The 26,293-nt window shown below is 71.7% G+C and carries 25 protein-coding genes; 6 read left to right on the top strand and 19 right to left on the bottom strand.

The features are described from left to right. Window positions 1-18 precede the first annotated feature (18 nt). The 5 genes from AW27_RS28515 to AW27_RS28495 all read left to right on the top strand — a co-directional run bounded on the left by AW27_RS28515 (window position 19) and on the right by AW27_RS28495 (window position 5,524). Window positions 19-957 carry an SCO0930 family lipoprotein gene (locus AW27_RS28515; RefSeq protein ID WP_037926557.1) on the top strand — a complete coding sequence of 313 codons (939 nt, stop codon included), beginning with the start codon at window positions 19-21 and terminating at the stop codon, window positions 955-957. 174 nt (window positions 958-1,131) lie between these two features. Next, complete coding sequence (locus AW27_RS28510; protein WP_037926229.1) at window positions 1,132-1,968, top strand: LytR/AlgR family response regulator transcription factor; 837 nt, start codon at window positions 1,132-1,134, stop codon at window positions 1,966-1,968. Window positions 1,969-2,176: 208 nt separating this feature from the next. Next, window positions 2,177-2,452, top strand: a complete 276-nt coding sequence (locus AW27_RS28505; RefSeq protein ID WP_037926226.1) for a hypothetical protein — start codon at window positions 2,177-2,179, stop codon at window positions 2,450-2,452. A 97-nt stretch (window positions 2,453-2,549) separates the two neighbouring features. Next, window positions 2,550-4,280, top strand: coding sequence for a sodium/solute symporter (locus tag AW27_RS28500; protein ID WP_037926224.1), 1,731 nt, complete (start codon window positions 2,550-2,552; stop codon window positions 4,278-4,280). Then, window positions 4,277-5,524, top strand: a complete 1,248-nt coding sequence (locus AW27_RS28495) for a histidine kinase (RefSeq protein WP_037926222.1) — start codon at window positions 4,277-4,279, stop codon at window positions 5,522-5,524. Before AW27_RS28500 ends, AW27_RS28495 begins: the two co-directional genes overlap by 4 nt. Before the next feature lie 95 nt (window positions 5,525-5,619). On the opposite strand, the gene AW27_RS28490 is transcribed toward AW27_RS28495, so the two are convergent. After that, complete coding sequence (locus AW27_RS28490) at window positions 5,620-7,083, bottom strand: GuaB1 family IMP dehydrogenase-related protein (protein ID WP_037926220.1); 1,464 nt, start codon at window positions 7,081-7,083, stop codon at window positions 5,620-5,622. Between the two features lie 244 nt (window positions 7,084-7,327). Between AW27_RS28490 and AW27_RS28485 the strand changes: the two genes are divergently transcribed. Beyond that, window positions 7,328-7,693 carry a cupin domain-containing protein gene (locus AW27_RS28485; RefSeq protein WP_037926218.1) on the top strand — a complete coding sequence of 122 codons (366 nt, stop codon included), beginning with the start codon at window positions 7,328-7,330 and terminating at the stop codon, window positions 7,691-7,693. Here AW27_RS28485 and AW27_RS28480 read toward each other — a convergent pair. The 18 genes from AW27_RS28480 to AW27_RS28395 all read right to left on the bottom strand — a co-directional run bounded on the left by AW27_RS28480 (window position 7,674) and on the right by AW27_RS28395 (window position 26,271). Beyond that, window positions 7,674-8,858, bottom strand: coding sequence for an XdhC family protein (locus AW27_RS28480; protein ID WP_052031167.1), 1,185 nt, complete (start codon window positions 8,856-8,858; stop codon window positions 7,674-7,676). The two genes, AW27_RS28485 and AW27_RS28480, sit on opposite strands and share 20 nt — an antisense overlap. Beyond that, window positions 8,858-10,150 carry an IS701 family transposase gene (locus tag AW27_RS28475; protein WP_078556883.1) on the bottom strand — a complete coding sequence of 431 codons (1,293 nt, stop codon included), beginning with the start codon at window positions 10,148-10,150 and terminating at the stop codon, window positions 8,858-8,860. Before AW27_RS28475 ends, AW27_RS28480 begins: the two co-directional genes overlap by 1 nt. A gap of 72 nt (window positions 10,151-10,222) precedes the next feature. Then, entirely contained in the window at window positions 10,223-10,933 is a 711-nt protein-coding gene (locus AW27_RS28470; RefSeq protein ID WP_236647783.1) for a TMEM175 family protein, read from the bottom strand. A gap of 36 nt (window positions 10,934-10,969) precedes the next feature. Further along, a complete protein-coding gene (locus AW27_RS28465) occupies window positions 10,970-11,311 on the bottom strand; it encodes a nuclear transport factor 2 family protein (protein ID WP_037926212.1) in 342 nt (113 codons plus the stop codon). Window positions 11,312-11,323: 12 nt separating this feature from the next. After that, window positions 11,324-12,907 carry an ATP-binding protein gene (locus tag AW27_RS28460; protein ID WP_078556881.1) on the bottom strand — a complete coding sequence of 528 codons (1,584 nt, stop codon included), beginning with the start codon at window positions 12,905-12,907 and terminating at the stop codon, window positions 11,324-11,326. Further along, the gene (locus tag AW27_RS28455; protein WP_037926545.1) at window positions 12,904-14,124 is read right to left on the bottom strand and encodes an MFS transporter; all 1,221 of its coding nucleotides are present in this window, start codon (window positions 14,122-14,124) and stop codon (window positions 12,904-12,906) included. The genes AW27_RS28460 and AW27_RS28455 overlap by 4 nt, the downstream gene beginning before the upstream one ends. A gap of 88 nt (window positions 14,125-14,212) precedes the next feature. Further along, complete coding sequence (locus tag AW27_RS28450; RefSeq protein WP_052031163.1) at window positions 14,213-15,043, bottom strand: FAD binding domain-containing protein; 831 nt, start codon at window positions 15,041-15,043, stop codon at window positions 14,213-14,215. Continuing rightward, entirely contained in the window at window positions 15,040-17,445 is a 2,406-nt protein-coding gene (locus AW27_RS28445; RefSeq protein ID WP_052031162.1) for a xanthine dehydrogenase family protein molybdopterin-binding subunit, read from the bottom strand. Before AW27_RS28445 ends, AW27_RS28450 begins: the two co-directional genes overlap by 4 nt. 5 nt (window positions 17,446-17,450) lie before the next feature. After that, window positions 17,451-17,975: a (2Fe-2S)-binding protein gene (locus AW27_RS28440; RefSeq protein ID WP_037926209.1), complete on the bottom strand. Its 525-nt coding sequence runs from the start codon at window positions 17,973-17,975 to the stop codon at window positions 17,451-17,453. Then, on the bottom strand, window positions 17,960-18,574 hold the full coding sequence (locus AW27_RS28435; protein WP_037926207.1) for an NADPH-dependent F420 reductase: 615 nt from the start codon (window positions 18,572-18,574) through the stop codon (window positions 17,960-17,962). The genes AW27_RS28440 and AW27_RS28435 overlap by 16 nt, the downstream gene beginning before the upstream one ends. Window positions 18,575-18,620: 46 nt before the next feature. Further along, window positions 18,621-20,105, bottom strand: a complete 1,485-nt coding sequence (locus AW27_RS28430; protein ID WP_037926205.1) for an aldehyde dehydrogenase family protein — start codon at window positions 20,103-20,105, stop codon at window positions 18,621-18,623. Between the two features lie 82 nt (window positions 20,106-20,187). Continuing rightward, a complete protein-coding gene (locus AW27_RS28425; protein ID WP_052031161.1) occupies window positions 20,188-20,928 on the bottom strand; it encodes a type 1 glutamine amidotransferase domain-containing protein in 741 nt (246 codons plus the stop codon). A gap of 69 nt (window positions 20,929-20,997) precedes the next feature. Beyond that, a complete protein-coding gene (locus tag AW27_RS28420) occupies window positions 20,998-21,741 on the bottom strand; it encodes a MinD/ParA family ATP-binding protein (protein WP_037926202.1) in 744 nt (247 codons plus the stop codon). Between the two features lie 2 nt (window positions 21,742-21,743). Beyond that, window positions 21,744-23,003 (bottom strand): PP2C family protein-serine/threonine phosphatase, encoded by a 1,260-nt coding sequence (locus tag AW27_RS28415; RefSeq protein WP_052031160.1) that lies wholly within the window; start codon window positions 23,001-23,003, stop codon window positions 21,744-21,746. After that, on the bottom strand, window positions 22,985-23,440 hold the full coding sequence (locus AW27_RS28410; RefSeq protein WP_037926199.1) for an ATP-binding protein: 456 nt from the start codon (window positions 23,438-23,440) through the stop codon (window positions 22,985-22,987). Before AW27_RS28410 ends, AW27_RS28415 begins: the two co-directional genes overlap by 19 nt. Window positions 23,441-23,454: 14 nt before the next feature. Beyond that, the gene (locus AW27_RS28405; protein ID WP_030964503.1) at window positions 23,455-23,766 is read right to left on the bottom strand and encodes an STAS domain-containing protein; all 312 of its coding nucleotides are present in this window, start codon (window positions 23,764-23,766) and stop codon (window positions 23,455-23,457) included. A 16-nt stretch (window positions 23,767-23,782) separates the two neighbouring features. Beyond that, window positions 23,783-25,930 (bottom strand): glycogen debranching protein GlgX, encoded by a 2,148-nt coding sequence (gene glgX / locus AW27_RS28400; RefSeq protein ID WP_236647781.1) that lies wholly within the window; start codon window positions 25,928-25,930, stop codon window positions 23,783-23,785. Continuing rightward, complete coding sequence (locus AW27_RS28395) at window positions 25,927-26,271, bottom strand: STAS domain-containing protein (RefSeq protein WP_037926195.1); 345 nt, start codon at window positions 26,269-26,271, stop codon at window positions 25,927-25,929. The genes glgX and AW27_RS28395 overlap by 4 nt, the downstream gene beginning before the upstream one ends. Window positions 26,272-26,293 lie beyond the last annotated feature (22 nt).

Below are 26,293 nucleotides of genomic sequence, written 5' to 3'. Positions count from 1 at the left end.
GATGTGGGAGAGATCAACATGGGCATGAAGCGCGCAACCACCTTCGCCGCGGCCGCCGCAGCCGTCGTCCTGGCGGCCAGCGCCTGCGGCCCCTCGGACTACTCGGCCTCGGACTCCACACAGCCCGCCGGCGCCGCCGAGGCCGCCCCGGCGGCGGCCGGCCCGGGCAACCAGCCCGGCGGCCAGCTGGCGGCGTCGGTCACCGAGCAGCTCGGTTCGGTCCTGACCGACAGCGCGGGCCTGACCCTCTACCGGTTCGACAAGGACACCGCGAAGCCCCCGAAGTCCAACTGCGAGGGGGACTGCGCGAAGACCTGGCCGGTGGTCGCGGCCGGTGACGTGACCGCCGCCTCGGGCATGGACCCGTCGCTGCTCGGCGAGGTGGTGCGCAGCGACGGCACGAAGCAGCTGACGGTTGCGGGCTGGCCCGCGTACCGCTTCAACAAGGACGCCAAGCCGGGCGACATCAACGGCCAGGGTGTCGGCGGAGTGTGGTTCGCCTTCGGTCCGGACGGCAAGAAGGCGGCGAAGTCGGCTCCGGCCGAGGCCGCCCCGGACGCCCCCGCCGAGGGTGCTCCCGCCGAGGCCGGCGAGCCGACCCCCGGCCTGTCCGTCGCGAAGGACCCGAAGTTGGGCGAGCACATCGTCGACGGCAAGGGCATGACGGTCTACCGCTTCAAGAAGGACACCGCCTGGCCGATGGTCTCCAACTGCGTCGGTGACTGCCTGGCCAAATGGCCGGTCGTGCCCCCGGTGGACAAGGCCAACGCCAAGGGCATCATCGAGAAGAACTACCGGGTCATGGACCGCCCCGACGGCAAGAAGCAGCAGACCGTCGACTGCTGGCCCGTCTACACCTTCTCCGGCGACAAGAAGCCCGGCGACACCAACGGGCAGGGCGTGGGCGGAACCTGGTACGCGGTCTCCCCCGACGGCAAGCTGATCACCGTCCAGTAGCCGGCCCGATCCCCCCACCACCACGGTCCGCGCGGCCTCTGCCCCACCTCCCCCCGGGCAGGGGCCGCGCACTGTTCACGGCGCTCCGGAGCGGCCCGAACGTGCCCTCCCCGGAGGATGCCGGGGCCCGCGAGCCCGGCCGGACCGGCCGGACCCCCCACTAGACTCGGCCGCATGCTGCGCGTGCTCGCTGTCGACGACGAGAAACCGCTCCTGGAGGAACTCCTCTACCTGCTGCGCTCCGACCCCCGGGTGCGCAGCGCCGAGGGCGCCTCGGACGCCACCGAGGCGCTGCGCCGGGTCACCCGGGCGCTGGAGTCGGGTCATGACGGGCCCGACGGCATCGACGTGGTGTTCCTCGACATCCATATGGCCGGTCTGACCGGGCTGGACATCGCCCGGCTGCTGGCCGGGTTCGCGCACCCGCCGCTGATCGTGTTCGTCACCGCCCACGAAGGTTTCGCCGTGCAGGCCTTCGACCTGAAGGCCGTGGACTACGTGCTCAAGCCGGTGCGCCCGGAGCGGCTGGCCGAGGCCGTACGGCGGGCCTGTGCGCAGCTGGGCCGGGCCGAGGCGGTGCCGACCGCCGCCACGGCACCGGCACCTCCGGAGCCGGCCGAGCCGGCCGTGGTCGCGACAGCCCGGCCGGCTCCGGAGGGCGCCGCCGCCGACCGCGGCCCGGAGCAGATCGCGGTCGAACTGGGCGGCGTCACCCGCTTCGTGGCGATCGCCGACATCGCCTACGTCGAGGCGCAGGGCGACTACGCCCGCCTGCACACCGACGGGGGCAGCCATCTGGTGCGGATCCCGCTGTCCACGCTGGAGGAGCGCTGGGCGGCGCGCGGGTTCGTGCGGATCCACCGCCGCCACCTGGTGGCGCTGGCCCGGATCGACGAGCTCCGGCTGGACTCGGGCACGACCACGGTCCGGGTCGGGTCGGCGGACCTCCAGGTGAGCCGCAGGCATGCGCGGGAGCTGCGGGACCTGCTGATGCGGCACGCGACCGGTTGAATCCGGTCGCCGCGGGTCGCCGTCGCCCACCGTACGCCCCTGCCGGGCTTGTTCGCGGCGACCGCCGGGCGCGCGCGGATGCCGTTCACCGCACCGGGAGGGGCGTACGGCGATCCGCGGGAGCCGCCTGCCGCAGCGGTGGTGTGAACGGCCCGCCGATGCCGTCGCCGCTGCGTATCGTGGATCTTCCCGGCCCGGGAGGAGCGAGATGTCCGAGGTCCAGGCGCTGGTCGACGCCCTGAGCGGGCTGCCGCGGAGGCGGCCGGCGGGGCCCGCCGAGGCCGAGGCGCTGCTCGCCCTGCTGCGCAGTGCGGCCGCCCGCTGGGCAGACATCCTGTACGAGGCGGGTGAGGGCGTCCGCGATCAGGTCCCGCCGCGTGCGGAGGCGGCGCTGACGCTGGCCTTCCGGCGCGCGGAGGAGTCGTACGTGGAGCTGGAGATCGCCCTGCGGGACTGCGCCGGGCATCGTGACCCGGCCATCTGACGGCGGCGGACCGGGAGGGTCCGAATCGTGTCTGTCGCCCGGTCGGGGGCCTGCGTAGACTCCGGTCACCCCGCCTCCCGTCCGAAGGACCGCTCTGGTGAACCAGACGTACGCGCTGACCGCGGTCGGTGTCGTCGTCCTGGTCACCCTGCTGCTCGGCGCGCTGGGCCTGCGGATATCCCGGACCACGTCCGACTTCTACGTGGCCTCGCGCACGGTGGGGCCGCGGCTGAACGCGGCGGCGATCAGCGGGGAGTACCTCTCCGCGGCGTCCTTCCTCGGGGTGGCCGGGCTGGTGCTGCTGCAGGGCCCCGGGATGCTCTGGTATCCGGTCGGCTACACGGCCGGATATGTGGTGCTGCTGGCACTGGTGGCCGCCCCGCTGCGGCGGTCCGGCGCCTACACGCTGCCCGACTTCGCCGAGGCGCGGCTGGAGTCCCGGGCGGTGCGCCGGATCGCGGTGCTGTTCGTGGTCGGGGTCGGCTGGCTGTACCTGCTGCCGCAGTTGCAGGGGGCCGGGCTGACCTTGGAGATCCTCACCGGGGCTCCGCACTGGGCCGGCGGGCTGGTCGTGTCCTGTGTGGTGAGCGTGGCCGTGGCCGCCGGCGGGATGCGCAGCATCACCTTCGTGCAAGCCTTCCAGTACTGGCTCAAGCTGACCGCCCTGCTGGTGCCTGCGTTCTTCCTGCTCGGCGCGTGGGCCGGGGACGGTGCGCCGCGGGCCACCTTCGACGCGCCGGCGGTCTTCCGCCAGGCCACGTCGGTGACGCTCGCGCAGGACGTGCGACTGTCGGTGCGGGAGCCGCTGGCGGTGACGGTGACCGGGCAGGTGGACGGCCGCAGCCATGTGTCGGTACCGCTGGTGCTGGCCGCCGGTGAACATTCCGTACGGGCTCACGCGCGGCTGGAGTTCGCCGCGGACACGCCGGTCCCGGACGCCCGGGCGGAGCCGGGGGCGGGGGTGGGCACGTGGTCGGAGCCGCCGTCCGGGGAGCTGCGGGAGTACCGGCTGTACGCCACGTACGGACTGATCCTGGCGACGTTCCTCGGGACGATGGGCTTGCCGCACGTGGCGGTCCGCTTCTACACGAGCCCCAACGGGCGGGCGGCGCGGCGGACCACGCTGGTGGTGCTGGGGCTGGTCGGTGCCTTCTACCTGCTGCCGCCGGTGTACGGGGCACTGGGCCGGATCTACGCCCCCGAGCTGGCGCTGACGGGTGACGCGGACGCCGCGGTGCTGGTGCTCCCGGAGCGGATGCTGGGCGGTGTGCTGGGCGAGTTGCTGGGGGCCCTGCTGGCCGGGGGTGCCTTCGCGGCGTTCCTGTCGACGGCCTCGGGCCTGACCGTGGCGGTGGCCGGGGTACTGCACCAGGACGTGCTGCCGAGGTGCGGGGCGCACGGTTTCCGGTGGGCGGCGCTGGTGGCGATCGGGGTGCCGCTGGGCGGGAGCATGGCGGCCACCCAGGTGCCGGTGGCGGACGCGGTGGGCCTGGCGTTCGCCGTGTCGGCCTCGTCGTTCTGCCCGCTGCTGGTGCTGGGCATCTGGTGGCGCGGACTGACCCCGCCGGGTGCGGTGGCCGGGCTGGTCACCGGTGGCGGGGCCGCGCTGAGCGCAGTGCTGGCGACACGGACCGGGCTGGCTCCGGCGGGCTGGGCGCACACGATGCTGGCCTGGCCGGCGGCATGGTCGGTACCGCTCGGGTTCCTGACGATGGTGGCGGTGTCGCTGGCCACCCGGTCCCGGATCCCGGCGGGGACGGCGGCGATCCTGACCCGGCTGCACCTGCCGGAGGTCGTGGCGGGGAGCCGGGCGGGGGGCCTGCGGTGACCGGGGTGGGACAGGCACTGCTCGCCGTGCTGGTGGTGGCGGGTGCGGCGGTGATGCTGGGGCTCGGCTGGGCGGCGGGCCGCTGGCACGCGCGGCGCGGGGAGCGCCTGGCGGGCCTGGACCTGGGCACTCCGGTGGAGCGGGCCACCTTCCACACGCTGCACACGGCTTCGCTGGCCGCTCCCCCGCTGCGCGCCGGACTGACCGAGGACGCGGCGCGCAAAGCGGCCCGGCGGCTGCGGTCGCTGCTGGGGACGGAGGCGCTGTGCCTGACGGACCGGGAGGCGGTCCTGGCGTGGGACGGCCCGGGTGCCGACCACCACGAGCGGCGGGCGATGGCGCGGGTGGCGGTGATGCTGGAGTCGGGGCGCAGCCAGAGCGTGCGGACGGACTGCCTGCGGCCGGACTGTCCGCTGAAGTGGGCGGTGTTCGCCCCGCTGACCGGCGAGGACGGGGTGCTGGGGGCGCTGGTGGCGTACGGGTCGCGGGAGTCGGCGGTGTTGGTACGGGCCGCGACGGAGGTGGCGCGGTGGGTGTCGGTGCAGCTGGAGCTGTCCGAGCTGGACCGTTCGCGGACCCGGCTGATGGAGGCGGAGATCAAGGCACTGCGGGCGCAGATCTCGCCGCATTTCATCTTCAACTCGCTGGCGGCGATCGCCTCGTTCGTGCGGACCGATCCGGAGCGGGCGCGGGAGCTGCTGCTGGAGTTCGCGGACTTCACGCGTTACTCCTTCCGCCGGCATGGCGAATTCACCACGCTGGCCGATGAGTTGCGTTCCATCCAGCAGTACCTGGCGCTGGCCGGGGCCCGGTTCGGTGACAGGCTGAAGGTGACCTTGCAGGTGGCGCCCGAGGTGCTGCCGGTGGCCCTGCCGTTCCTGTGTCTGCAGCCGCTGGTGGAGAACGCCGTCAAGCACGGGCTGGAGGACTCGACCAAGGAGTGCCGGATCACGATCACGGCACAGGACACGGGTCCCGACGCCGTGATCACCGTCGAGGACAACGGGGTGGGGATGGATCCGGCCCTGTTGCGCCGGATCCTGGCCGGGGAGCGCGGGGGTTCCTCGTCGGGGGTGGGACTGCCCAATGTCGACGAGCGGATCCGGCAGGTGTACGGGGACGCGTACGGTCCGGTGATGGAGACGGGGGTCGGCGCCGGCATGAAGGTGACCGTGCGCATCCCCAAATACCACGCGGGCGTGCACAGTTCTCCGTCGGGGCGGGTCCTGCCGCCGCGGTGCTGAAGGCCCGCGGCCTCGGGTCCGTCCGTGCCGGACGGACCCGAGGCCGCGGGAGCGGGGGCACGGGGCCCCTGCCGCCGGGTCCTCTATCGCCGGGTTCAGCTCCAGCTGGCGTGCAGCGGCTTGCCCTCGGCGTAGCCGGCTGCGGACTGGATGCCGACCACGGCCTTCTCCTCGAACTCCGCGAGGGATCCGGCACCGGCGTAGGTGCAGGAGGAGCGGACGCCGGCGATGATCGAGTCGATCAGGTCCTCGACGCCCGGGCGGGCCGGGTCGAGGAACATGCGCGAGGTGGAGATGCCCTCCTCGAACAGGCCCTTGCGGGCGCGGTCGTAGGCCGACTCCTCGCTGGTGCGGTTCTGCACGGCGCGGGCGGAGGCCATGCCGAAGGACTCCTTGTAGAGGCGGCCCTCGGCGGACTGCTGGAGGTCGCCCGGGGACTCGTACGTGCCGGCGAACCAGGAGCCGATCATGACGTTGGAGGCGCCGGCGGCCAGCGCCATCGCCACGTCGCGCGGGTGACGGACACCGCCGTCGGCCCAGACGTGCTTGCCGTACTTCCTGGCCTCGGCCGCGCACTCCAGCACGGCGGAGAACTGCGGGCGACCCACGCCGGTCATCATGCGGGTGGTGCACATGGCGCCGGGGCCCACACCGACCTTGATGATGTCCGCGCCGGCCTCGATGAGGTCCTTGACGCCCTCGGCGGCGACGATGTTGCCGGCCACGATCGGGACCTGCGGGTCCAGCGCGCGGACGGCCTTGATCGCATTGATCATCGACTCCTGGTGACCGTGCGCCGTGTCGATGACGAGCGTGTCCACGCCCGCGTCGAGCAGCTGCTTGGCCTTGGCCGCGAAGTCGCCGTTGATGCCGACGGCGGCTGCGATGCGGAGCTTGCCGTCGGCGTCGGTGGCCGGGGTGTAGAGGGTCGCGCGCAGGGCACCCTTGCGGGTGAGGATGCCGACGAGCCTGCCGTCCTGGTCGACGGCCGGGGCCAGCTTGCGGTGGCCCGCGTCCAGCTTGTTGAAGGCCTCGCGGGGATCGATGTCGGCGTCGATGAGCAGCAGCTCCTTCGACATGACCTCGGAGAGCTGGGTGAAGCGGTCGACGCCGGTCAGGTCGTGCTCGGTGACGACGCCGACCGGGCGCCCCTCGCCGTCGACGACGACTCCGGCACCGTGGGCGCGCTTGGGCAGCAGGGACAGTGCGTCCGCGACGGTCTGGGTGGGCGTCAGCGTGATCGGGGTGTCGAGCACGAGGTGGCGGGTCTTCACCCAGGAGATGACGTCGGTGACGACCTCGATCGGGATGTCCTGGGGGATGACGACGATGCCGCCGCGGCGGGCGACGGTTTCGGCCATCCGGCGGCCGGCGATCGCGGTCATGTTCGCCACGACAAGGGGAATGGTGGTGCCGGTCCCGTCGGGCGAGGAGAGGTCGACGCCCTGGCGGGAACCGACCGCGGAGCGGCTCGGCACCATGAACACATCGTCGTACGTCAGGTCGTACGGCGGCTTCAGGTCATTGAGGAAACGCACGTGCTGAACATCCCAGTCCATCGGAGGTGCCTCGACAGGGTGCAGCCGAGGAAACGCACGTACTTCATTCTCCCACGACCTGGCGTTCACACCGCCCGGGCCGATCGTCCAAGGCGTTGTGAGCCGCATGGTGCCTTCCTACGGGACCGTGGTCCCGCCGAGGTGCGGGCGCACGTCCTCGGGGGCGGGATGCACCCGGTCGGGTCACAGTGGAGGGGTCGGAACAGGTCCCGGGGCGTCCGGGCCGAGCAGCGGTGGAGGGTCCATGACGGCGACGACGCGGGCCGAGGCGCCCGTCGTGCTGGAAGGCGGCGGGCTGGAGGTGCGGATGCGGGAGATCGGTGGCGACCTGACCGTCGGGTTCTTCCGCCTCCCGGAGGGCGCCGATCTCACGGAGGCCGTCAAGGGGCTCCCCGGCGACATGTGCCCGTGCCCGCACTGGGGCTACCTCCTCAAGGGCCGGCTGCTGATGCGGACCGCCGACGGCGAGGAGGTGTACGAGGAGGGGCAGGCCTTCTACTGGGGCCCCGGGCACATCCCGGTGGCGCTGACCGACACGGAGTACGTCGACTTCTCGCCGACCGCCGAGTTCCAGCGCGTCCTGGAGCACGTCAGGGGGCGGGCGGGCTGAGGGCGGCCGGGGCCGCGCGACGGGTCGCGGTGGCGGGAGCGGGTCTTCGGTGGATGGCGGTCGCGCCGCCGGTCAGCGCAAGCGCCGATCCGCCGTGCCGGTGGGCGATGAGCTCGGCGGCGATGGCAAGGGCGGTCTCCTCGGGGGTGGCGCCCCCGAGGTCGAGGCCGATGGGTGAGCGCAGCCTGGCCAGGGCGGAGTCCGTCACCCCTTCCGCGCGCAGGCGCCTGGCACGTTCGGCGTGGGTGCGCCGGGATCCCATGGCGCCCACGTAGCCCAGCGGCAGCCGCAGGGCCAGCTCCAGCAGCGGTACGTCGAACTTGGCGTCGTGGGTGAGGACGCAGACGGCGGTACGGGCGTCCAGCCGGCCCGCCTCCCACTGCGCGGCCAGATGGCGGTGCGGCCAGTCGACGACGACCTCGTCGGCGTCGGGGAAGCGCGCCGGGGTCGCGAAGACGGGCCGGGCGTCGCAGACCGTGACCCGGTGGCCGAGGAAGGCGCCGATCCGGGCCAGGGCGGCGGCGAAGTCGATCGCCCCGTAGACGAGGAGCCGGGGCGGTTCGGCGGCGGACTCGACGAGCAGCCTCAGCGGCTCGCCGCAGACCCCGTCGGCGGTGGCGAGCTCGGTGGTGCCGGTACGGCCGGCGAGCAGCAGGGCGTGGGCCCGGCCTGCGGCGGCGCGGTCGAGGGCGGCGCCGCCGGCCAGTCCGCCCTGGTAGGAGCCGTCGGCGCGGACGGCGAGCGCCCGACCGAGCTGTCGGGGCGGGCCGGACACCACACGGGCGAGCGCGGCGCGGGTCCCGTCGGCGGCGGCGTCGAGGACCGCGCCGAGGACGGGCCGCACCGGGTCGCGGCCGCGCACCGGGGTGACGAGGACGTCGAGGACTCCGCCGCAGGTCAGGCCCACGGCGAAGGCGTCGTCATCGCTGTAGCCGAAGCGGTGCAGGCCGCCCCGGCCGGTGGCGATCGCGTCCAGACAGAGCTCGTGGACGGCGGATTCCACGCAGCCTCCGGACAGGGAGCCGAGCGCGGTGCCCCGGTCGTCGACGGCGAGCGAGGCACCGGGGCCGCGCGGCGCGCTGCCGCTGACGGCGACCACGGTGGCCAGGGCGAATTCCCGGCGTCCGGCGCACCACGCGCGTAGCTCCTCGGCGATGTCGAGCATCAGCGGATGTACTCGCGGCGCGGGGTCTGTCCGGGCAGGTGCGGGGGCAGCATGTCCGGGGTGGCCGGGCGTGCTGCGGGGGGCCGGGTGGCGGCTGCGGGACGTGCGGGACCGGGGTACCGGTCGTCGGCGTGCGGGCGTGCGCCGAGGAGTTTCGCGGCGTGGGCGACGCTCGCCAGGGTGGCGTGGTGGTGCCAGCCGCGGAAGGAGCGGCCTTCGAAGTCGCGGATGCCGACCGGTTCGCAGGTCTCGGTGAAGTCCAGGGAGACCCGGTCGGTCAGTTTGGCGAGCAGGAAGAGCTGGGCGAGCGGCCGGTCCCCGATGTTGGTGATCCAGAACTCGGAGGGGAGCAGGCCCGCTTCGGTCCAGGCCCCGACCAGCAGCAGCGGGGTGGGCGGGGAGGGCGCGGGACGGTCCTCGCACGGGGTGGCGACGATCGGGGCCGAGGTCAGCAGGGTCACCGCTCCCTCGGACCGGCCGTGCCGGGTCCACTCCACGACGCGGCGCTGAGAGCGCAGGGAGTCGATGAGTTCGCGTGCGGGTGCGGTGTACGGGCCGGGTTTGTGCCGGCCCGCACCGCCGAAGGAGACGGGCAGCGAGCCGTCGACCTTGAAGACGAAGGGGATGTCCTGGAGGGCGAAGGAGTCGACGCTCCGCGGCAGATCGCAGTTGGCGACCTCCATCACCACGGGCCGGCGCTGGAGTTGCCAGGTGGCGGCCATCCGCTGGACGGCGTGTACCGCGTCCTGGGCGGGGGTGAGGGAGCGGGCGGTGTCCGGGATGCCGGCCCGCCGGCGGCGCATGAGTTCGCTGGTCCAGGGTCCGGGGAGGGTGAGGGTCCATTCGACCGGGAAGCTGGCTTCGCTGGAGGCGAGCCAGATCCCGCTGGCCTGCTGGCAGTTGGCGGTGCGGCCGAGCTGGGGGACGAACTGCCGGCCGACACCGACCGAGCGGTCCCCGGCCTTCTCTATGACCATGGGTTGGAGCACCCAGGCCAGGGGGCGCTGCGCAGTGCGTTCGAGGTGCTGGGCGAGGGAGCGCCGGACGGGCGTCCAGTCCCAGGGGGACTTGCTGATGAACTGCTGGAGGCTCTGCTCGACCGAACTCGCCCCCGTTCCGGCGATGTTACGGATTGTTTTCTTCCCGTTGGTCCGCACGAGGCCGTTCAGATAAACGCGGGCCCAGTTTCGCTGGTCCCGCCGGGGTAAGGACTCAAAGAGAAGAGAGATCATGACATCGATCAATTCGGAGATTTCCTTGACGGAATCCTCCGGCAGGACTGCGCGAGCCATCTGGGCCTCCCCCGCGACCAGCTAGATCCAATACCCTACTTGACCGCGAAGAACGGCCGTAGGCCCCTGCGGCTACTTCCTGAGGTCGCTGGCAGATTCGAGCCGCTCTTCCTCTACCACGAGGGGGATGGGGATCTGGTTCGCCGCATAGTAGATCGCGATCAGGAAGTGTGCGACAAGCGTGAGCGGTGCCGAGAAGAAGGCCAGGACGACCGTGCACGGATAGGCGATGGCACCGAGGCCGAAACGCACCCTGGTGGCCCGCGCCCCGTCCCTGTCCACCTGCTCGTGGAAGAGGTGCCCGACCCGGGTGACGTACCACCAGAACAGCAGGAACGCCAAGGCGTAGGCCACGGTGACGAGACTGTAGAGGACCGCGGCCGGGTTCGCGTCACTGCCCTCGGTGAGGTGCTCGGCGAGCACGTTGGTGGTGTACGGGATCACCGATACCACCATCAGCACCATGAGATTCAGGAACAACAGCGGACGGTCGACCCGCTTGAGGTGACTGAAGATGGTGTGGTGGTTCACCCACATCACACCGATGATGAGGAAGCTCACCACATAGGCGGCGTAATGGGGCCACTGTTCACGGACCCCGTGCCAGAAGTCCGAACCGGTTTCTTCCGGAACCTTTAATTCCAGGACGAGGATCGTAATGATGATGGCGAATACGCCGTCACTGAATGCCTCGACCCGCCCGGTCTCATTTTCCATGACCTCCCCTTTACCGTTTCCCGGCGTGCGCACCGCGGTCCGCACATACGGGGAGAGCGCGTTCACCCGCTCTCCCCGCACACGCTACCCAGATTTCCGGCCTCAGCTGCCGAATCCGGCGGTCTGGCGCCAGATTCGGCCATCGCGGACCACGAGTGTCCCGAATGCGTGCTCCGGTTCGCCGTTCAGGTTCATGATCGCCCGATAGAAGATGGTGTCCTCGGTCTCGACGTACTCCTGAAGTTCCACCAGCGTCGGCTTCACGCTGAGGTAGCCGGTGAAGGTCTCACGCACCGCTTCGATGCCCACCGAGACGCCCTCGAACCGCAACAGCACGGCGTCGTCGGTGTAGTTCTTCATCACCGCCTCGATGTCCAAGGCGGCCAGCGCCTCCATCTGGCGGACGAACACCGGGTGCAGTGTGGAGATGTCGTACGTGGCCATGTCGACTCCGTTTCACTGGGGAGAGGTGCCTTCGGTAGGTGCGGTTTCCACTGCGGTATCGGGTTTCTGTGCAGGTGAGACGCAGGATTGTGCGCTGCCCGCGAAGGGCAGCCGCACGACCATCCGGGTCTCGCCGGGACGCGAGCGGGCGGTGAGCGACCCGCGGTGGCGCTGAGTCACGATGCGATAGCTGAGGTGCAGCCCCAGGCCCGTGCCCTTGCCCACATCCTTGGTCGTGTAGAAGGGCTCGAAGATCCGCGGCAGGGACTCCTCGGGAATGCCCCGCCCGGTGTCGGCAACCTCCACGACCATGCAGACGCCCTCGGACCGGGCGCTCAGCGTCAGCACGCCGGCACCTTCCATGGCCTCGACGGCGTTGTCGACCAGGTTGGTCCACACCTGGTTCAACTCACTGGGATAGCCCGTCAGTTCGGGAAGATCTGGATCGTACGCACGCACGATGCTGATGCCGTCGAGCTTGGCACGCAGCACCACCAGCGTGTTCTCCAGCCCCTCGGTCACCGAGAAGCGCTGTTCGGGCGCCCGGTCGAGATTGGCGTAATCCCGGGTGGCGGAAACAAGTTGGGAGATCCTGGGGCCTGCGGCCCGCAGCTCGGCTGCGAGCGACCGGATCTCCAGCAGCGCCGCCAGGTGGTCGAGGGCGCGGGGCAGCGCCTCCTTGCCGACCCCCTCGATCCGCTCCAGGAGCCAGCCCAGTTCCCGTCCCAGATCGGAGACGCCCGATCCCAGCAGGCCGGGGCGTTCGGCTCCGGCCTCGTCGGCCCAGTCGGCGATCTCCTCCTCGGCGTCGGCCTGGGCCAGCGGATCGGTGGTGACCGGTGGCGGCAGTCCGTCCAGTTCCGCGGTGAGCCGGTCGAGGACCGAACGTTCGGCGGCGGTGGCGGCCGCACCCCAGTCCTGCGCGGTCCGGGTGAGCCGGTCCAGGGCCGGGGCCAGTTCCTGCGCGGCCCGGGCCACGGCGGCCGCCGGGTTGTTCAGCTCGTGCGCGAGCCCGGCGGCGAGGGTGCCGAGCGCCTCCACGGTGGCCCGTTTGCGGGCCTGCACCTCGGAGGACTTGATGCGCCAGGCCAGCACGGGGATCAGTACGGCGGCCACCCCGTGGCAGCGCGTAAGCATCTCGAAGAAGACCGCCTTGGGGTACGCCACCACCGTGGTCGCCGGCCCGCTCGCGGCGGCGGTCGCCACATACGCGCCGTCCGTCAGCAGCGGCAGCTCGCCGGTGAACCGGTGGGCTGCCGGGGGTTTGCCGTCGTGGTCCTCGGCCGCGGCGCTCTCCTCCTCGGTGGAATGCCGGGTGAGCACCTCCTCCCGGCCGTCGACGACCTTGGTGACGACGAGCCCGCCCGAGAGCAGCACGTGGAAGCCGGTGGCCTCCTCGCCGTCCCGGAAGAGCACCTCCCCGTCGGCGAGGAGCTGCGGCCGGGACACCGACACCAGCCAGTCCAGCTGGTCCTCGGTGATCCCCGCGAAGATTTCGAGTCCGCGCAGGGCGGAGCGCAGCTCCGGTGCGGTCATGCGCGATGCGGTCATGTGCGGTGTGCTCATGTGCGGTGCGGTCGGGTCCGGTGTGCTCATGCCGTGCTCCCCTCGGCCTTGGTGCGGGCGGCCAGGCGCAGGGTGGCCAGCAGGGCCACCGCGCACACCGCGGCGACGGCGGCCATGAAACCGACCGAGGTGCGGTGCAGCCCGTGGATGTTGGTGAGCATCCCGGCGAGCACGGCCGGCACGCTCATCGCGAGGTACGCGAAGACGTATACGGCGGCGGTCAGTTCGCCGCGGTGGGCCGGATCGGCCAGCCCGCTCAGCGCCCGGAAGGCGCCGAGGAAGGCGGCTCCCCAGCCGCTGCCGAGGACGGCCGTGGCCGCCAGGAACAGGGGAGCCGAGCCCAGGCCCAGTGCAAGCAGCACGAGCGCGAGACCGGTGAGCAGGCCGAGCAGCCCGAGCACGGCGGTGCGCAGCGCCGCGGTGCGGCCGAGCAGGAGCTGGGCGGCGGTGGCGGCGCCGGCGAGCAGTGCGACGGTGGCCCCGCCGACGAGGTAGTTCGTGGACCGGAGCAGGGACAGGGCCAGGTGCGGGCCGAGGGAGAGGTAGAAGCCGCCCACGGACCAGACGGCGACGATGGTCAGCACGAGGACCAGGAAGCGGCCCCGAGCGCCGGCCGGTACGTGGATCCGGTGCGGGACCACCCGCAGTCGGCCGCCGGCGCCGGGAGCGCTCTCTCGCATGCGGACGACCCCCACCAGGGTCACGGCGAAGGCCCCGATGAGCAGCAGGTAGCTCAGGACGGTCGGTGCGGGCGCGTACTGGACGAGCAGTCCGGCACCGATCCCGCCGAGCCCGATGCCCACGGTCGGGCCGGCACTGTTGACCTGGGCGCCGAGGGCGGGCCGCGCAACCGGGCTGAGTTCCAGCAGGGCCGCGCCCATCGCGCCGGTGGCCAGTCCCACGGCGAGCCCCTGCACGGCGCGGGCCACCAGGAGCAGCCCGAGCCCTTGTGCCCCGGCGAAGCAGGCCATCGAGACGATCGCCAGGACCAGCCCGGCGGCGAGGACGGGGCGCCGGCCCAGGGTGTCGGAGAGGGACCCGAAGAGCAGCAGCCCGGTCAGCACGGTGACGGCGTACAGGGCGAAGACGACCGTGATCGTGCCGGAGGACAGGTCCCACTTCTGCTGGTAGAGCACGTAGAGGGCGGAGGGTACGGAGGAGGAGAGCATCAGCAGGACGAGGACGGCACCCACCACCCAGAAGCCGGAGCCTCTGGGCGTGCCGGCCGCGTGGGCGGCTGGGTGCACGGTTGCCCCCGTGGTCGTTTCGGACGGATCGGCCACTGCTTCACTCAACTCCCCCGTGTCGGGCCCGGCGGGCCCCGTGGTCGGCCGGTCAGGTGCGGGCCCGCTCGGCCCTCTGCAGCGCGCGGGCGGTGAGGACCCCCGCGAGGTGGCCGAGGTATTCGGCCGAGGTGCCGCGCCCGGGGACGAACAGCTCCCGGGGTTCGGCGCGGAAGGCGGCGAGGACGGCTTCGGTGCTGTACGGGCCCCCGCGCAGCCGGTCTTCGACCCCGCGCAGGCGCTGGGGCCGGGGGGTGGCCGCGGTGACGGCGATGCGGGGCCCGTCGGGGGTGATCCGTGCGGCCGTGGCGCAGACCGGGTAGCGGGTGGCCCGGTCGGCGGACTTCTCGAAGGCGGCGGCCGGGCCGGCTGCGGGCACCAGCAGTGCGGTGAGGATCTGGCCGGCGGGCGCGGTACCGGCGGCGAATTCCTCGGCCGGGACGGTGGTGCGCCCGCCGGGGCCGGCCAGTTCGACGACGGCGTCGGCGGCGATGGCGGCGACCGGCAGGTCGGTGGACCGCCCGGCGGCGACGAGGTTGCCGCCGACGGTGCCGAGGTTGCGGACCTGGGGGTCGCCGTTGGAACGGGCCGCGGCGGCCAGTTCCGGTGCTTCGGCGAGGACCAGCGCATCGGCGGCGAGGTCGGCGAGCGTGGTGAGGGCCCCGATGCGCAGCTGCCGTCCGTCGGAGGTGCGGGCGGTGCCGCGCAGCTCGGCCAGCTGCCGGATGTCGACGAGCAGGCGGGCGCTGTCGGCTCCGGCGCGCAGGTCGGGCAGCAGGCTCTGGCCGCCGGCCAGGACCCGGGCGCCCCGGGCGTCGGACAGCAGGGCCAGTGCCTCGTCGAGGCCGTTGGGGCGGGCGTAGTCGAACTCGGTGAGGATCACTGGGATTCCCCTCTCAGGTGGCGCCAGACCTTCTCGGGGGTGAGTGGCATGTCGATGTGGCGGACGCCCAGGTCGCGGAGGGCGTCGACGACGGCGTTGACGACGGCGGCCGCCGGCGGGACGGTGGCGATCTCCCCCGCGCCCTTGGCACCGAGCGGGTTGTGCGGGCTGGGCGTGACGGTCTTGTCGAGCGCGAAGAACGGCGCGTCGGCCGCGCGCGGGAGGGCGTAGTGGCCGAGGTCCGAGCTGATCAGCCGGCCGTTCTCGTCGTATTCGGCGGCTTCCATGAGGGCCTGGCCGAGACCGTGGACGATGCTGCCCTCGATCTGCCCCTGGACGATCTTCGGGTTGCCGATGTTGCCGGCGTCGTCGACGGCGGTGTAGGCGACCACCTCGGTCTCACCGGTCAGTTCGTCGATCTCGACGACGGCGACGTGCGTGCCGAAGGGGTAGTTGAAGTCCGGCGGGTCGAAGTGGGTGGTCTCGTCCAGGGCCGGCTCGATCTCCGGGGGCAGGCCCCAGCCGTACCACATGGCCATCGCGAGTTCGGCGAAGGTCTTGGTGTTCTCCGGGTTGCCCTCCTCGTGGATCGCGCCGCCCTCGTATACGACCTTGTCCTCGGGCACGCCCAGGAAGACGGCGCCGGCCCGGACCAGTTTGGCCTTGAGCTTGCGGGCGGTGAGGACCACCGCGGGCGCGGCCATGCTGTAGGAGCGGGAGCCGTAGGTGCCCTGGCCGTACGGGGCCTTCTGCGTGTCGCCCTCGTGGACCTGGACGGTCGCGGGGTCGATGCCGAGCTCGTCGGCGGCGACCTGGGCGAAAATCGTCCCGTGGCTCTGGCCGGTGGAGGCCGAACCGACGGTGACGGTGACCTCGCCGGTGGGGTGGATGCGGATGTTGGCGCTCTCCCAGGTGCCGCCGAGCATGCCCTCCTGCGACATTCGCGTGGAGGGGCCGACGCCGCAGATCGCGACGTAGGTGGCGATGCCGACGCCGAGGCGCTTGCCGCGGGTACGGGCCTCGGCCCTGCGGGCGGGCATGTCGCCGTATCCGGACAGCTCGATGGCCTTGTCGAAGTTGAGCCGGTAGTTCCCGGAGTCGTAGGTCCAGCCGAGGCCGTTGTCGTACGGGAACTTCTCCTCCGGCACCAGGTTCTTGCGCCGCACCGCCGCCGGGTCCATGCCGATCTCGTCGGCGTACCGGTCGACGAGCCGCTCCATGAGGAAGGCGGCCTCGGCGCGTCCGCTGCCGCGCTGGGCGCCGAGGGAGACGGTGTTGGTGAAGGCGGCGTACACCTCGCAGAAGGCGGCGCCGATGTCGTACATCCCGCTGATGGAACGGCCCATCAGGGCGGTGGCGACGCCGGGGCCGATCGTCGAGGGGTACGCGCCGAGGTTGGCGTAGCTGGTGCAGCGCACGGCGGTGATGCGGCCGTCGCGGGTGCCGGCGAGGGTGACGTGCTGGCGGTGGTCGCGGCCCTGGACGGTGGAGCTCATCAGGCCGGTGCGGGTGTCCACCCATTTCACGGGGCGGCCGAGCGCCTTGGAGAGCAGCAGCACCAGGGGCATGTCGGGGTAGAGGTACCCCTTGGTGCCGAAGCTGCCGCCGACGGTCGGGGCGATCACCCGGAGTTTGTTGAAGGGGATGCCGAGGACCAGGGCGGCGAGCAGGAAGCGGTGGTTGTGCGGGCCCTGGGTGGAGGCGTAGAGGGTGTACTCGCCGGTGGCCGGGTCGTAGTCGCCGACCGCGCCGCGCGGCTCGATCGGACTGTTGATGGTGCGCTGGTTGACCAGGTCGAGTTCGACGGTGACCTCGGCGGCGGCGATGGCCGCGTCGGTGCGGTCCTTGTCGCCGCAGGTCCAGTAGGCGTTGAGGTTGCCCGGGACGGCCTCGTGGAGCTGGGGCGCGCCGTCGGCCAGGGCCTCGTCGGCACGGGTGACGACGGGCAGCGGCTCGTACTCGACGTGGATGGCGGCCAGCGCCGCGGCGGCCTGCCGCGGAGTCTCGGCGACGACCACGGCGACGGGATCTCCCACGTGGCGGACGGTGTCGCCGGTCAGGACCGGGCGGGCGCCGGGGAGTCCGTAGGGGTGCGGCGGGAAGTGGCTCTCGACCCCGCCGGGGATCCAGATGCAGGGCAGCGGCATGACGTCGGTGAAGTCGGCCGCGGTGGCCACCTTCAGCACGCCGGGCAGCTGCTCGGCCGCCTTGGTCTCGATGGAGAGGATCTTCGCGTGCGCCACCGGACTGCCCAGGATGGCCATGTGCGCGGTGCCCGGCAGGTCGATGTCCGCGACGTACGTGGCTTCGCCGCGCAGTAGCTGCGGATCCTCGCGGCTGTCCAGCGGCTGCCCGAGCACTCCACCCCGGCCGGCCGGGGCGTCCCCCGTCACTGTGGTCATGTCCCTCACACCTCCGGTACGGCTGCGGTGGATGCGGCGGAGCCGGCGGGCACCTCGTCGCGGGAGGCGGCGCAGGCGCGCTGCACCCCTCGTACGACGCTGTGGTAGCCGGTGCAGCGGCACAGGTTGCCGGTGAGCCACTCGCGGATCTCGGGCTCGGTGGGGGCCGGGCCGTCGGCGGTGGCGTCCACGAGCTCGCCGAGCGCCATGACCATTCCGGGGGTGCAGAAGCCGCACTGGGTGCCGTGCTCCTGGCGCAGGGCCTCCTGCAGTCCGGACAGTTCCCCGCCCCGGGCGGTGACGCCTTCGATGGTGGCGACCTCGCCGCCGGCGGCGGAGGCGGTGAGGACCAGGCAGCTCTTGACGGACCGGCCGTCGAGGCGGACCACGCAGGAGCCGCACTGGCCGGTGTCGCAGCCGACCTTGGTGCCGGTCAGGCCGAGGCCGTCGCGGAGCCTTTCCACGAGCAGTTCGTTCGGCTGCGCCGAGAACTGCTCGGGTCTTCCGTTCACGTTCAGTGTGATGTCCATGCCAGCGCCTGCGCTTCCGTGAGCGGCCGGTTGAAGAGGGGCCCGCCGGGCTGCTGGAGAATTCCCCCGGAGTGCAGCGGACCGGTGTCGACGGGCGCGAATCCGAGATCCGTGATGATTCCCGCGACGATTTCCTTCGCCTTCTTGTCGTCGCCGGCGGTGAAATGCGCCAGGCGCTCTCCGGGTGCGGTTCCCGCGACGGCGAGGGTTTCGAAATGCATGGTGTTCAGCGATTTCACGACCTGGGCCGCCGGGTACCACTCGGCGACCAGGTCGCTGGAGCCGCGCCCACCGAGGTCGGCGGGCGCGCCGGGGCCGCCGAACGCGTTCGTCGCGTCCACCAGCACCTTGTCCTGCACGACGTGCGGCGGGAGCAATCCCCGGACCCGCTCGAAGGGCACCATCAGCACCAGGAGTTCGGCCTGGGCGGCGGCCTCGGCGGGGTGCGCCGCCGAGGCCGCCGGTCCCAGCTCGGCCACGAGCGGGCCGAGGGTCTGCGGGCCACGGGCGTTGGCGAGGACCACGTGGTGGCCCGCCGCCACGAGGATCCTCGCGAGGACCGTGCCGATCCGCCCGGTGCCGATGATGCCTGTCCGCATTGACGCTCCTCGGGAAGGGGTGCTGTCCGTGTCCGGTCGGGCCTTCTCAGTCCATGCCGATCCAGACCGACTTGGTCTGGGTGTAGCTCTCCAGGGATTCGGGTCCGCACTCGCGCCCGAAGCCGGAGGCCTTGTAGCCGCCGTAGGGCACCGCGGGGTCGTACTGGTTGTAGCAGTTGACCCAGACCGTGCCGGCCTTGATCTGCGAGGCGACGCGGTGGGCGCGGCGCAGGTCCTTGGTGTGGACGCCGGCGGCCAGGCCGTACGCGCTGTCGTTGGCGATGCGCACGGCGTCCTCCTCCGTGTCGAAGGGGATGATCGACAGGACCGGGCCGAAGATCTCCTCCTGGGCGATGCGCATCCCGTTGTCGACGCCGGTGAAGACGGTCGGGAGGAAGTACAGTCCCTCGGCGGAGGCGCCCTCGGGAGTCCACCCGGTGCCGCCGGTCCGCAGCACCGCCCCCTCCTTCTCGCCGATCTCGATGTACGAGCTGACCTTGTCGAACTGGCCGCGGTGGGCGAGGGGGCCGAAGAGCGTGGCCGGGTCGCGGGGGTCGCCGGGCCGGAGGGCGGCTGCCCGGCTCACGAGGCGTTCCACCAGCTCGTCGTGGATGGGGCGCTGGAGCAGCAGCCGGGATCCGGCGGTGCAGATCTCGCCCTTGTTGTAGTAGATGCCGAAGAAGGCGAGTTCCTCGGCGGTGTCGAGGTCGGCGTCGGCGAAGACGATGTTGGCGGACTTGCCGCCGAGCTCCATCGTGACCTTCTTCAGGGTGCCGGCCGCCCTGCGGATGATCGACTGGCCGACGACGGTCGAGCCGGTGAAGGCGATCTTGTCGATGCCGGGGTGGTCGGTGAGCGTCTCCCCCAGCTCCACGCCGGGGCCGGTGACCACGTTCAGCACCCCGTCGGGGATCTCCGCCTCCTGGAAGAGCTCGGCGATCTTCAGCGCGGTGAGGGGGGTGGCCGGGGAGGGCTTGTGGACGACCGTGTTGCCCGCCGCCAGTGCCGGCGCGATCTTCGTCATCGACAGCAGCAGCGGAAAGTTGAACGGGGTGATCGCGCAGACCACACCGAGCGGTTCGCGCAGCGTGTAGGCGAGCTGACCGCCGGCCGGGGCGCGCGAGGAGCCGTCGACGCGGGTCACCGCCCCGGCGTAGTAGTGCATGAGCTGGGCGGCCATGGGGGCGTCGACCGTGCTGGAGAAGGCGAACGGCTTGCCCATGTCCATGGTCTCCAGCAGGGCGATCTCCTCCAGGTCGCGCTCGATGAGCTCACCGACCCGGTTCAGCCGCAGTGCCCGCTCCTGGGCGGACAGTCTGCTCCACGGACCTTCCTCGTACGCCGTGCGGGCGGCGGCGACGGCTGCGTCGGCGTCGGCCGCGGCGGCCTGCGCGACGGGCACGATCTCCTGTCCGTCGACGGGGCTGACGTCCGGCTCGGTCCGGCCGTCCCGGGCCGGTACCCACGTGCCGCCGATGAAGAGCTTCCCGGGGTTGGCGAGGGGCGGGCCGCTCAGCTCACGCTTGGTCATGGCTGCCTTCCGGTGTCGGATGCGGGGCGGGGGAGGGTGTGTCCGGCGGATCCGGGCCCGGCCCTGATCCGCCGGACACCTCCTAGCCCTTCGCGAGCTGGCTTAAGAACGTCTCCGCGAGGGCCTTGGAGGAGTACGGGTTCTGGCCGGTCGTCAGCTTGCGGTCGACGACCACGTGCGAGTCCCAGATCGCGTCCGCCTTCTCGTAGCGGGCGCCGAGTCGGGTCAGCTCGACCTCCAGGATCAGCGGGAGCCGGCCGGCCATGTTGGTGACGAGTTCCTCGTCGTGCGAGAAGGCCGTCATCCGGTAGCCCTCGAACGGCCAGCGGCCTTCGCCGTCGCGCAGCGCGAGGAGCGAGGTGTGGCCGTGGCAGACGGTCGCGAGGGGCTTGTCCTGGGCGATGACCCAGCGCAGGATCTGAGCGAGTTCGTCGGACTTGGGCAGGTCGCCGATCGCACCGTGGCCGCCGCTGACGTAGACGCCGTCGTAGTCGGCGACGTCCTTCTCGGTGAGGGACTCCAGCGCCAGCGGGGCTCGCAGCTGGGGGGTGTTCTCGATGACGCGGACGTACTCGGCGGCGTTGGCCGCGTCCTCGTCGGGGGAACCCTGGGGGCGGACCCACTGGAGGAACTGCGGGTCGATGCTCGTCTGGTCGACCGTAGGAGCGCGACCCCCGATCGTCGCCACGTCCACGTCGTGGCCGGCCGCCTTGAAGAGTGAAAAGGGAACGACAAATTCCTCTGCCCAGAATCCCGAGGGATGCTGTTCGCCGTCCAGCAGGTGCAGGGTCGCCTTGGCCGTCATGACGACGAGAATCTTCATGATTCTCTCCTTGTTCTGGATTCGCTGCCGATTCAACACGCCCCCCGCAGGGGGCGTAAGGGGGCGACGTCAGGCCCGCGATACTTCGTCACGTGCGTCCAACGCCGAGATGATGGTGCGGAATTCACCGACCAGGGGGTGGTCGGGGTGGGCTTCTGCGAATATGCGCTCCCCGTACAGGGAGGCCATTTCCGGCGAATAGGGAAGAATCCCGGCCACGGGCGCACCGTAGACCTCCTCGGAGCGCCGCCGGGCGGAGTCCCGGTCGATGCCGGCGGGTGCCATGCTCAGCACCAGGGCCCTGCGGCAGGCCAGGCGCCCGGCGAGGGCGATGGTCTCCTCGACCCCGGAGAGGTCGATCCGGTCGGCCCGCGCCATGATGATCAACACGTCGGCGCTCGCCATCGCCGTCACCGACTCGTTGTTGAGCCCGGCGTGGGTGTCGAGCAGCAGCACGTCCAGCGCGTAGTGCTCGGCCAGCCGGTCGAAGCCCTCCGGCAGCAGGCCCACGTCGTAGCCGCCGGCCATGAGTTCCCGCAGGGCCGCCGTCCCGGTCCGGGCCGGTACGACGTACAACCCTGGCACGCCGGCCGGTTGGGCGGCGGCCTCGATCTCGCAGCGGCCGAGGAGGTAGTCGGCCAGGGAGGGTCCGGGGCCGAGCCGGAACAGCAGGTCCAGAGTGGGTGACTGGATGTCGGTGTCCACCACCCCCACCCGGCGTCCCCCGGCCGCGAGGAGCAGCGCGAGGTTGGCCAGGACCGAGGACTTCCCGGTGCCGCCGCGATGCGAGTGCACCACGATCGTGCGGGCCATCTCTAGGCCACCACCCGATGCCCGGGCCCGTCCGCGTACGGCCCCCGCGCCGTACGCGGCCGGTGCAGGGCGAGCATGGTGACATCGTCGTGCTGCTCGGCGGTGCCGGTGTGCTCGCGCACCGCCAGGTCCATCCGGTCGACGAGGTCCTTGCCGCTCGCCAGTGGCCCGGCGAGCAGTTGCAGCATGCGTTCGTCGCCGAGGAAGCTGCCGTTCGGGCAGCGGGCCTCGGGCACTCCGTCGGTGAACACGAACAGGGTGTCGCCCGGATCCAACTGGGCGTAGCCGAGCGTGTAGACGCAGTCGGGCAGGACCCCGACGGCCGGCCCGGTGATGTCCAGGGCGGCGGGCGGGCTGCCGTCCGCGGGCCGCAGCAGGGGCGGGTTGTGGCCGCCGTTGATGTAGACGAGGCTTCCGGTGAGCGGGTCCAGCACTCCGAAGAACAGGGTCGCGAAGTAGCCCTGCCTCAGGTGGTTGCTGGTGAGGTAGCCGTTGGTGGCCGTGACCGCGTTGAGCAGTGGTGTGGCGCCGACGACCGGGATCCGCCGGCTGCCGCCGGCCCGGCCCGCGGCGACCAGGTGCTGGAGTCCGCTGTTCTGCGCGGTGTGGCGGAGCAGGGAGCGGATGAGCGCCATGAAGAGCGCGGCTCCGACCCCCTTGTCGCAGACGTCGGCGACGACGAAGGCCAGCCGGCGGCCGCGGGAGATCTCGAAGACGTCGTAGAAGTCCCCGGCGACCTGCCGGGCGGGCCGGAAGCGGACGTCGATCTCCCAGCCGTCGGGGACGGGCAGGGATTCGGGCAGGAATCCTGCCTGGATCTCCCGGCCGATCTCCAGTTCCTTCTCGTAGCCCATGAGTTCGGCGCGGGCGTCGGCCTCGCGCAGGGTGCGGCCGAGTCCGGCGCGCTCCGAGCAGCTGTGCAGCCGGGCCCCGACGAGGGCGGGCAGGAAGGGTGGTACGAGGTAGTCGTGCCCGATCCGGACGTGCTCCTCCAGGGCGGCGAACTCCGTCACGGTCCAGACGACCACGATGGGAGCCCCGGCCCAGCGGCGCAGCCGGCGTACGGCCATCCGTACGGCGTCCCCGTCGGACTCCGCCGGGGCGAGCAGCACGTCCGCGACGGGCAGCAGCTCCAGCGGGCCTTCGCGCAGCTCCGTCAGCGTGCGGGTGACGAGGCGGGCGTCCATCGTCCGCAGGGCGTCGAGCAGTTCGGGCGGCGGTGCCGGGTGCGCGTCGAGGATGATCACGGTCGTGGAGGGCATGGATGCGTCCCCTCAGCCTTCACAGTCAGCGTGCTGATGTTGCGGCCGTCCCGGTAGGTGTAGGCGAACTCGTCCACGCTGGTCAGGGCGAGGTGGATGCCGAGGCCGCCGATCCGCCGGTCCTGCGGGGGTACCCCGGGGCACGGCGGCAGACGGCCTTCGACGGGATCGAAGGCCGGGGCGCAGTCCTCAAGGGTGATCTGCACCCCGCCCGGACCGGAGCGGCCGCGGACGGTGATCCGTCCGTCGCCGCCCCGGTACCCGTGCATCACGATGTTCGTGGCCAGTTCGTCGACGGCCAGCCGGAGCCGGTAGGAGGCTCGTTTGCCGAGCCCGGCCCGGCCGGCCAGCCGCAGGACGAACGCGGCGACGTCGCCCAGTGCCCCCACCGTCGCGGGCACTTCCAGGACCGCGGGCGTCCTCGCCAGCTCGACCATGTCACTCACGGTCGTCACTCATCGGAGAGGACGATGCTGCGGTCGAGGCCTGCCGTCCGGATGGTCCGGGAGACGGGCTCGATGGCACCGACCACCTTGATGGTGACGTCGTCGGCGACCTTCTGCTGGGCGAAGACCAGGGAGCGCAGTCCGGCGCTGGCCATGTAGCCGACGCCGGCCATCCTGATCTCGACCGTGGTGGTGCCGTGTCCGGCGGCCTTCTCGATCGTCCGGTGGAAGTCCGGCGCGGTCTTGGCGTCCAGCTCGCCCGACAGTTCGATCACGGTGGTGTCGCCCTCGATGCTCAGGGACACGGAAAGCGGCATGTCTGGTCTCCTTCGGTCAGGGCGTGTCGGATTCGTCGGGGTCGTTCGTACGGCCCACCAGGATCACCACCGACCGCGGGCCGATCAGGTACTTGCCGGCGTTGTCCAGCTCCGGCTCGGTCCCGGGGGTGCGGATGTCGTGCGGTGCTTCGGCCCCGGTGTCGGCGAACAGGTGCCAGCTGCGTCCGCCGGGCAGGGCGGGCAGCTCCAGGTCGTGCGGCTCCCAGTGCGAGTTCATGGCCACGTAGACCACGTCGTCGTCGCCGGCGCCGCAGCGGGCGACCGCCACCAGCCGGCTGTCCGCCGACCAGTCGGGCTGCCAGGCCCGCTCGCCGTGCCAGCTGATGTCCGGCAGGCCGAGGGTGTCCCGGACCCGTCCGGTGGGGTGGCAGGTGGAGCGGAGCTCGCGGTGGCGCTTGCGGAAGGCGATCATCTCGCGGGTGAAGCGGAGCAGTTCGGCGTTGTCGTCGACCTGGTCCCAGTCGAACCAGGACAGTTCGTTGTCCTGGCAGTAGGTGTTGTTGTTGCCCTGCTGGGTCCTGCCGACCTCGTCGCCGGAGAGCAGCATCGGGATGCCCTGGCTGGTGAGGAGGATGGCGAGGGCGTTCTTCATCTGCCGGGTGCGCAGGGCGTTGATCTGCGGGTCGTCGGTGGGGCCCTCGGCGCCGCAGTTCCAGCTGTTGTTGTCGTTGGCGCCGTCGTTGTTGCCCTCGCCGTTGGCCTCGTTGTGCTTGTCGTTGTAGGAGACCAGGTCGGCGAGGGAGAAGCCGTCGTGTGCGGTCAGGAAGTTGACGGAGGCGGCGGTGCCGCGGCTGGAGTAGAGGTCGGGTGAGCCGGCGATGCGGGTGGCCAGTTCGCCGGTGACCCCGGGGTCGCCCTTGAGGAAGCGGCGCACGGTGTCGCGGTACTTGCCGTTCCACTCCGCCCAGCGGCCGTACGCCGGGAAGTTGCCGACCTCGTAGAGGCCGCCGGCGTCCCAGGCCTCGGCGATGAGCTTGGTGTGCCGGAGCACCGGGTCGTAGGCGAGCAGCTCCAGGAGCGGCGGGTTGGGCAGCGGGGTGCCGTCCAGGGACCGGCCCAGGATGGCGGCGAGGTCGAAGCGGAATCCGTCGATGTGGTAGTCGGCTACCCAGTGGCGCAGGCAGTCGAGGACGAAGTTGCGCACGACGGGGTGGTTGCAGTTGACCGTGTTGCCGGTGCCGCTGAAGTTGAAGTAGTACCCCTCGGGCGTGAGCATGTAGTAGGTGGCGTTGTCGAGCCCCTTGAAGGAGATCGTCGGCCCTTGCTCGTTGCCCTCGGCGGTGTGGTTGAAGACGACGTCGAGGATGACCTCGATACCGGCCGCGTGCAGGTCCTTGATCAGCGTGCGGAACTCGTCGCCCTGCATCCCGTAGCGTCCGGTGGCCGCGTATCCGGCCTTGGGCGCGAAGAAGGAGACGGTGTTGTAGCCCCAGTAGTCGAAGAGCTTCTCGCCCGTCTCCGGGTTGGAGCGCGGATTGTCGCTCTCGTCGAACTCGAACACCGGCAACAGCTCGATGCAGTTGACCCCGAGTTCCTTCAGGTACGGGATCTTCTCGCGCAGCCCCGCGAACGTACCCGGCGCGGTGACCCCCGAGTTGGGGTGCCGGGTGAAGCCGCGGACGTGGGCCTCGTAGACGACCAGGTCCTCGGCGGGGATGCCCAGCGGGGTGTCGTCGCCCCAGTCGAAGTCCTGGAGGCAGACGCGGGAGCGGTACTGGTAGCCACGGCTGCGGTCCGGCTCCACGCCCCACACGTCACGGCCCGCGATCAGCCGGGCGTAGGGGTCGGAGAGGACCTGGCGGGCGTCGAAGCGGTGGCCGGTGACCGGGTCGTAGGGGCCGTCGGCCCGGTACCCGTACTCGATGTTCTCGTGGTCGAGGCCGAAGACGGTCATGGCGAACACGCTGCCGGTGCGGAATTCCTCGGGGAACTCCAGTTCGGCCATCGGCTCGGGCTCTCCGCGCTTGTAGACGACCAGGGTCATGGAGGTGGCCTGGTCGGAGAAGACGGAGAAGCTCACCCCGCCGGGGACCACGTTGGCCCCGAAGGGGAACGGTTTGCCCGCGCGGACGCGGTACCCGCCCACCTCGTGGGTCGGGTACGCGTCGACGCGCAGCACCTGCTCGGAGCGGGTCTCGCTCATCGCGCGGCCTTGGCCTTGGCGGCCGCCGCGGCGGCCTCGCCGGTCTCGAAGAAGTCGAGGAAGCCGGTGGCCGACATGACGAACCGGACTTCCTCGCTCACCCCGTAGAGGGTGACGGCCACGCCGGCGTGCTGGGCCTCGCGGTAGACGACGAGCAGGGTGCGCAGGCCGGCGCTGGAGACGTAGGTCACCGCCGTGAGGTCGATCCGCAGCGGCTTGCCCTCGCGGACCAGCGGCAGCAGGGACTCCAGCAGCGTGCCGGAGGTCTCGCTGTTGATCTCGCCGGTGGCGACGAGCACGGTGCCCGTCTTGTTCCGGCGTTCCTTGACGTTGAGAGTCATTGCCTTCCCCTCTGGTTGGGGC

It is taken from the genome of Streptomyces sp. PCS3-D2, assembly GCF_000612545.2.
Classification (GTDB): Bacteria; Actinomycetota; Actinomycetes; order Streptomycetales; family Streptomycetaceae; genus Streptomyces.
The sequence above is the reverse complement of the archived record's forward strand: the minus strand, read 5'-3'. Positions and strand labels throughout refer to the sequence as shown.

Coding starts and splice junctions, on each gene's coding strand:
- AW27_RS28515 (WP_037926557.1), top strand. CDS start 19: ATGGGCATGAAGCGCGCAACCACCTTCGCCGCGGCCGCCGCAGCCGTC.
- AW27_RS28510 (WP_037926229.1), top strand. CDS start 1,132: ATGCTGCGCGTGCTCGCTGTCGACGACGAGAAACCGCTCCTGGAGGAA.
- AW27_RS28505 (WP_037926226.1), top strand. CDS start 2,177: ATGTCCGAGGTCCAGGCGCTGGTCGACGCCCTGAGCGGGCTGCCGCGG.
- AW27_RS28490 (WP_037926220.1), bottom strand. CDS start 7,083: ATGGACTGGGATGTTCAGCACGTGCGTTTCCTCAATGACCTGAAGCCG.
- AW27_RS28485 (WP_037926218.1), top strand. CDS start 7,328: ATGACGGCGACGACGCGGGCCGAGGCGCCCGTCGTGCTGGAAGGCGGC.
- AW27_RS28480 (WP_052031167.1), bottom strand. CDS start 8,858: ATGCTCGACATCGCCGAGGAGCTACGCGCGTGGTGCGCCGGACGCCGG.
- AW27_RS28475 (WP_078556883.1), bottom strand. CDS start 10,150: ATGGCTCGCGCAGTCCTGCCGGAGGATTCCGTCAAGGAAATCTCCGAA.
- AW27_RS28465 (WP_037926212.1), bottom strand. CDS start 11,311: ATGGCCACGTACGACATCTCCACACTGCACCCGGTGTTCGTCCGCCAG.
- AW27_RS28460 (WP_078556881.1), bottom strand. CDS start 12,907: ATGAGCACACCGGACCCGACCGCACCGCACATGAGCACACCGCACATG.
- AW27_RS28445 (WP_052031162.1), bottom strand. CDS start 17,445: ATGACCACAGTGACGGGGGACGCCCCGGCCGGCCGGGGTGGAGTGCTC.
- AW27_RS28440 (WP_037926209.1), bottom strand. CDS start 17,975: ATGGACATCACACTGAACGTGAACGGAAGACCCGAGCAGTTCTCGGCG.
- AW27_RS28435 (WP_037926207.1), bottom strand. CDS start 18,574: ATGCGGACAGGCATCATCGGCACCGGGCGGATCGGCACGGTCCTCGCG.
- AW27_RS28430 (WP_037926205.1), bottom strand. CDS start 20,105: ATGACCAAGCGTGAGCTGAGCGGCCCGCCCCTCGCCAACCCCGGGAAG.
- AW27_RS28425 (WP_052031161.1), bottom strand. CDS start 20,928: ATGAAGATTCTCGTCGTCATGACGGCCAAGGCGACCCTGCACCTGCTG.
- AW27_RS28420 (WP_037926202.1), bottom strand. CDS start 21,741: ATGGCCCGCACGATCGTGGTGCACTCGCATCGCGGCGGCACCGGGAAG.
- AW27_RS28415 (WP_052031160.1), bottom strand. CDS start 23,003: ATGCCCTCCACGACCGTGATCATCCTCGACGCGCACCCGGCACCGCCG.
- AW27_RS28410 (WP_037926199.1), bottom strand. CDS start 23,440: ATGGTCGAGCTGGCGAGGACGCCCGCGGTCCTGGAAGTGCCCGCGACG.
- AW27_RS28405 (WP_030964503.1), bottom strand. CDS start 23,766: ATGCCGCTTTCCGTGTCCCTGAGCATCGAGGGCGACACCACCGTGATC.
- glgX (WP_236647781.1), bottom strand. CDS start 25,930: ATGAGCGAGACCCGCTCCGAGCAGGTGCTGCGCGTCGACGCGTACCCG.
- AW27_RS28395 (WP_037926195.1), bottom strand. CDS start 26,271: ATGACTCTCAACGTCAAGGAACGCCGGAACAAGACGGGCACCGTGCTC.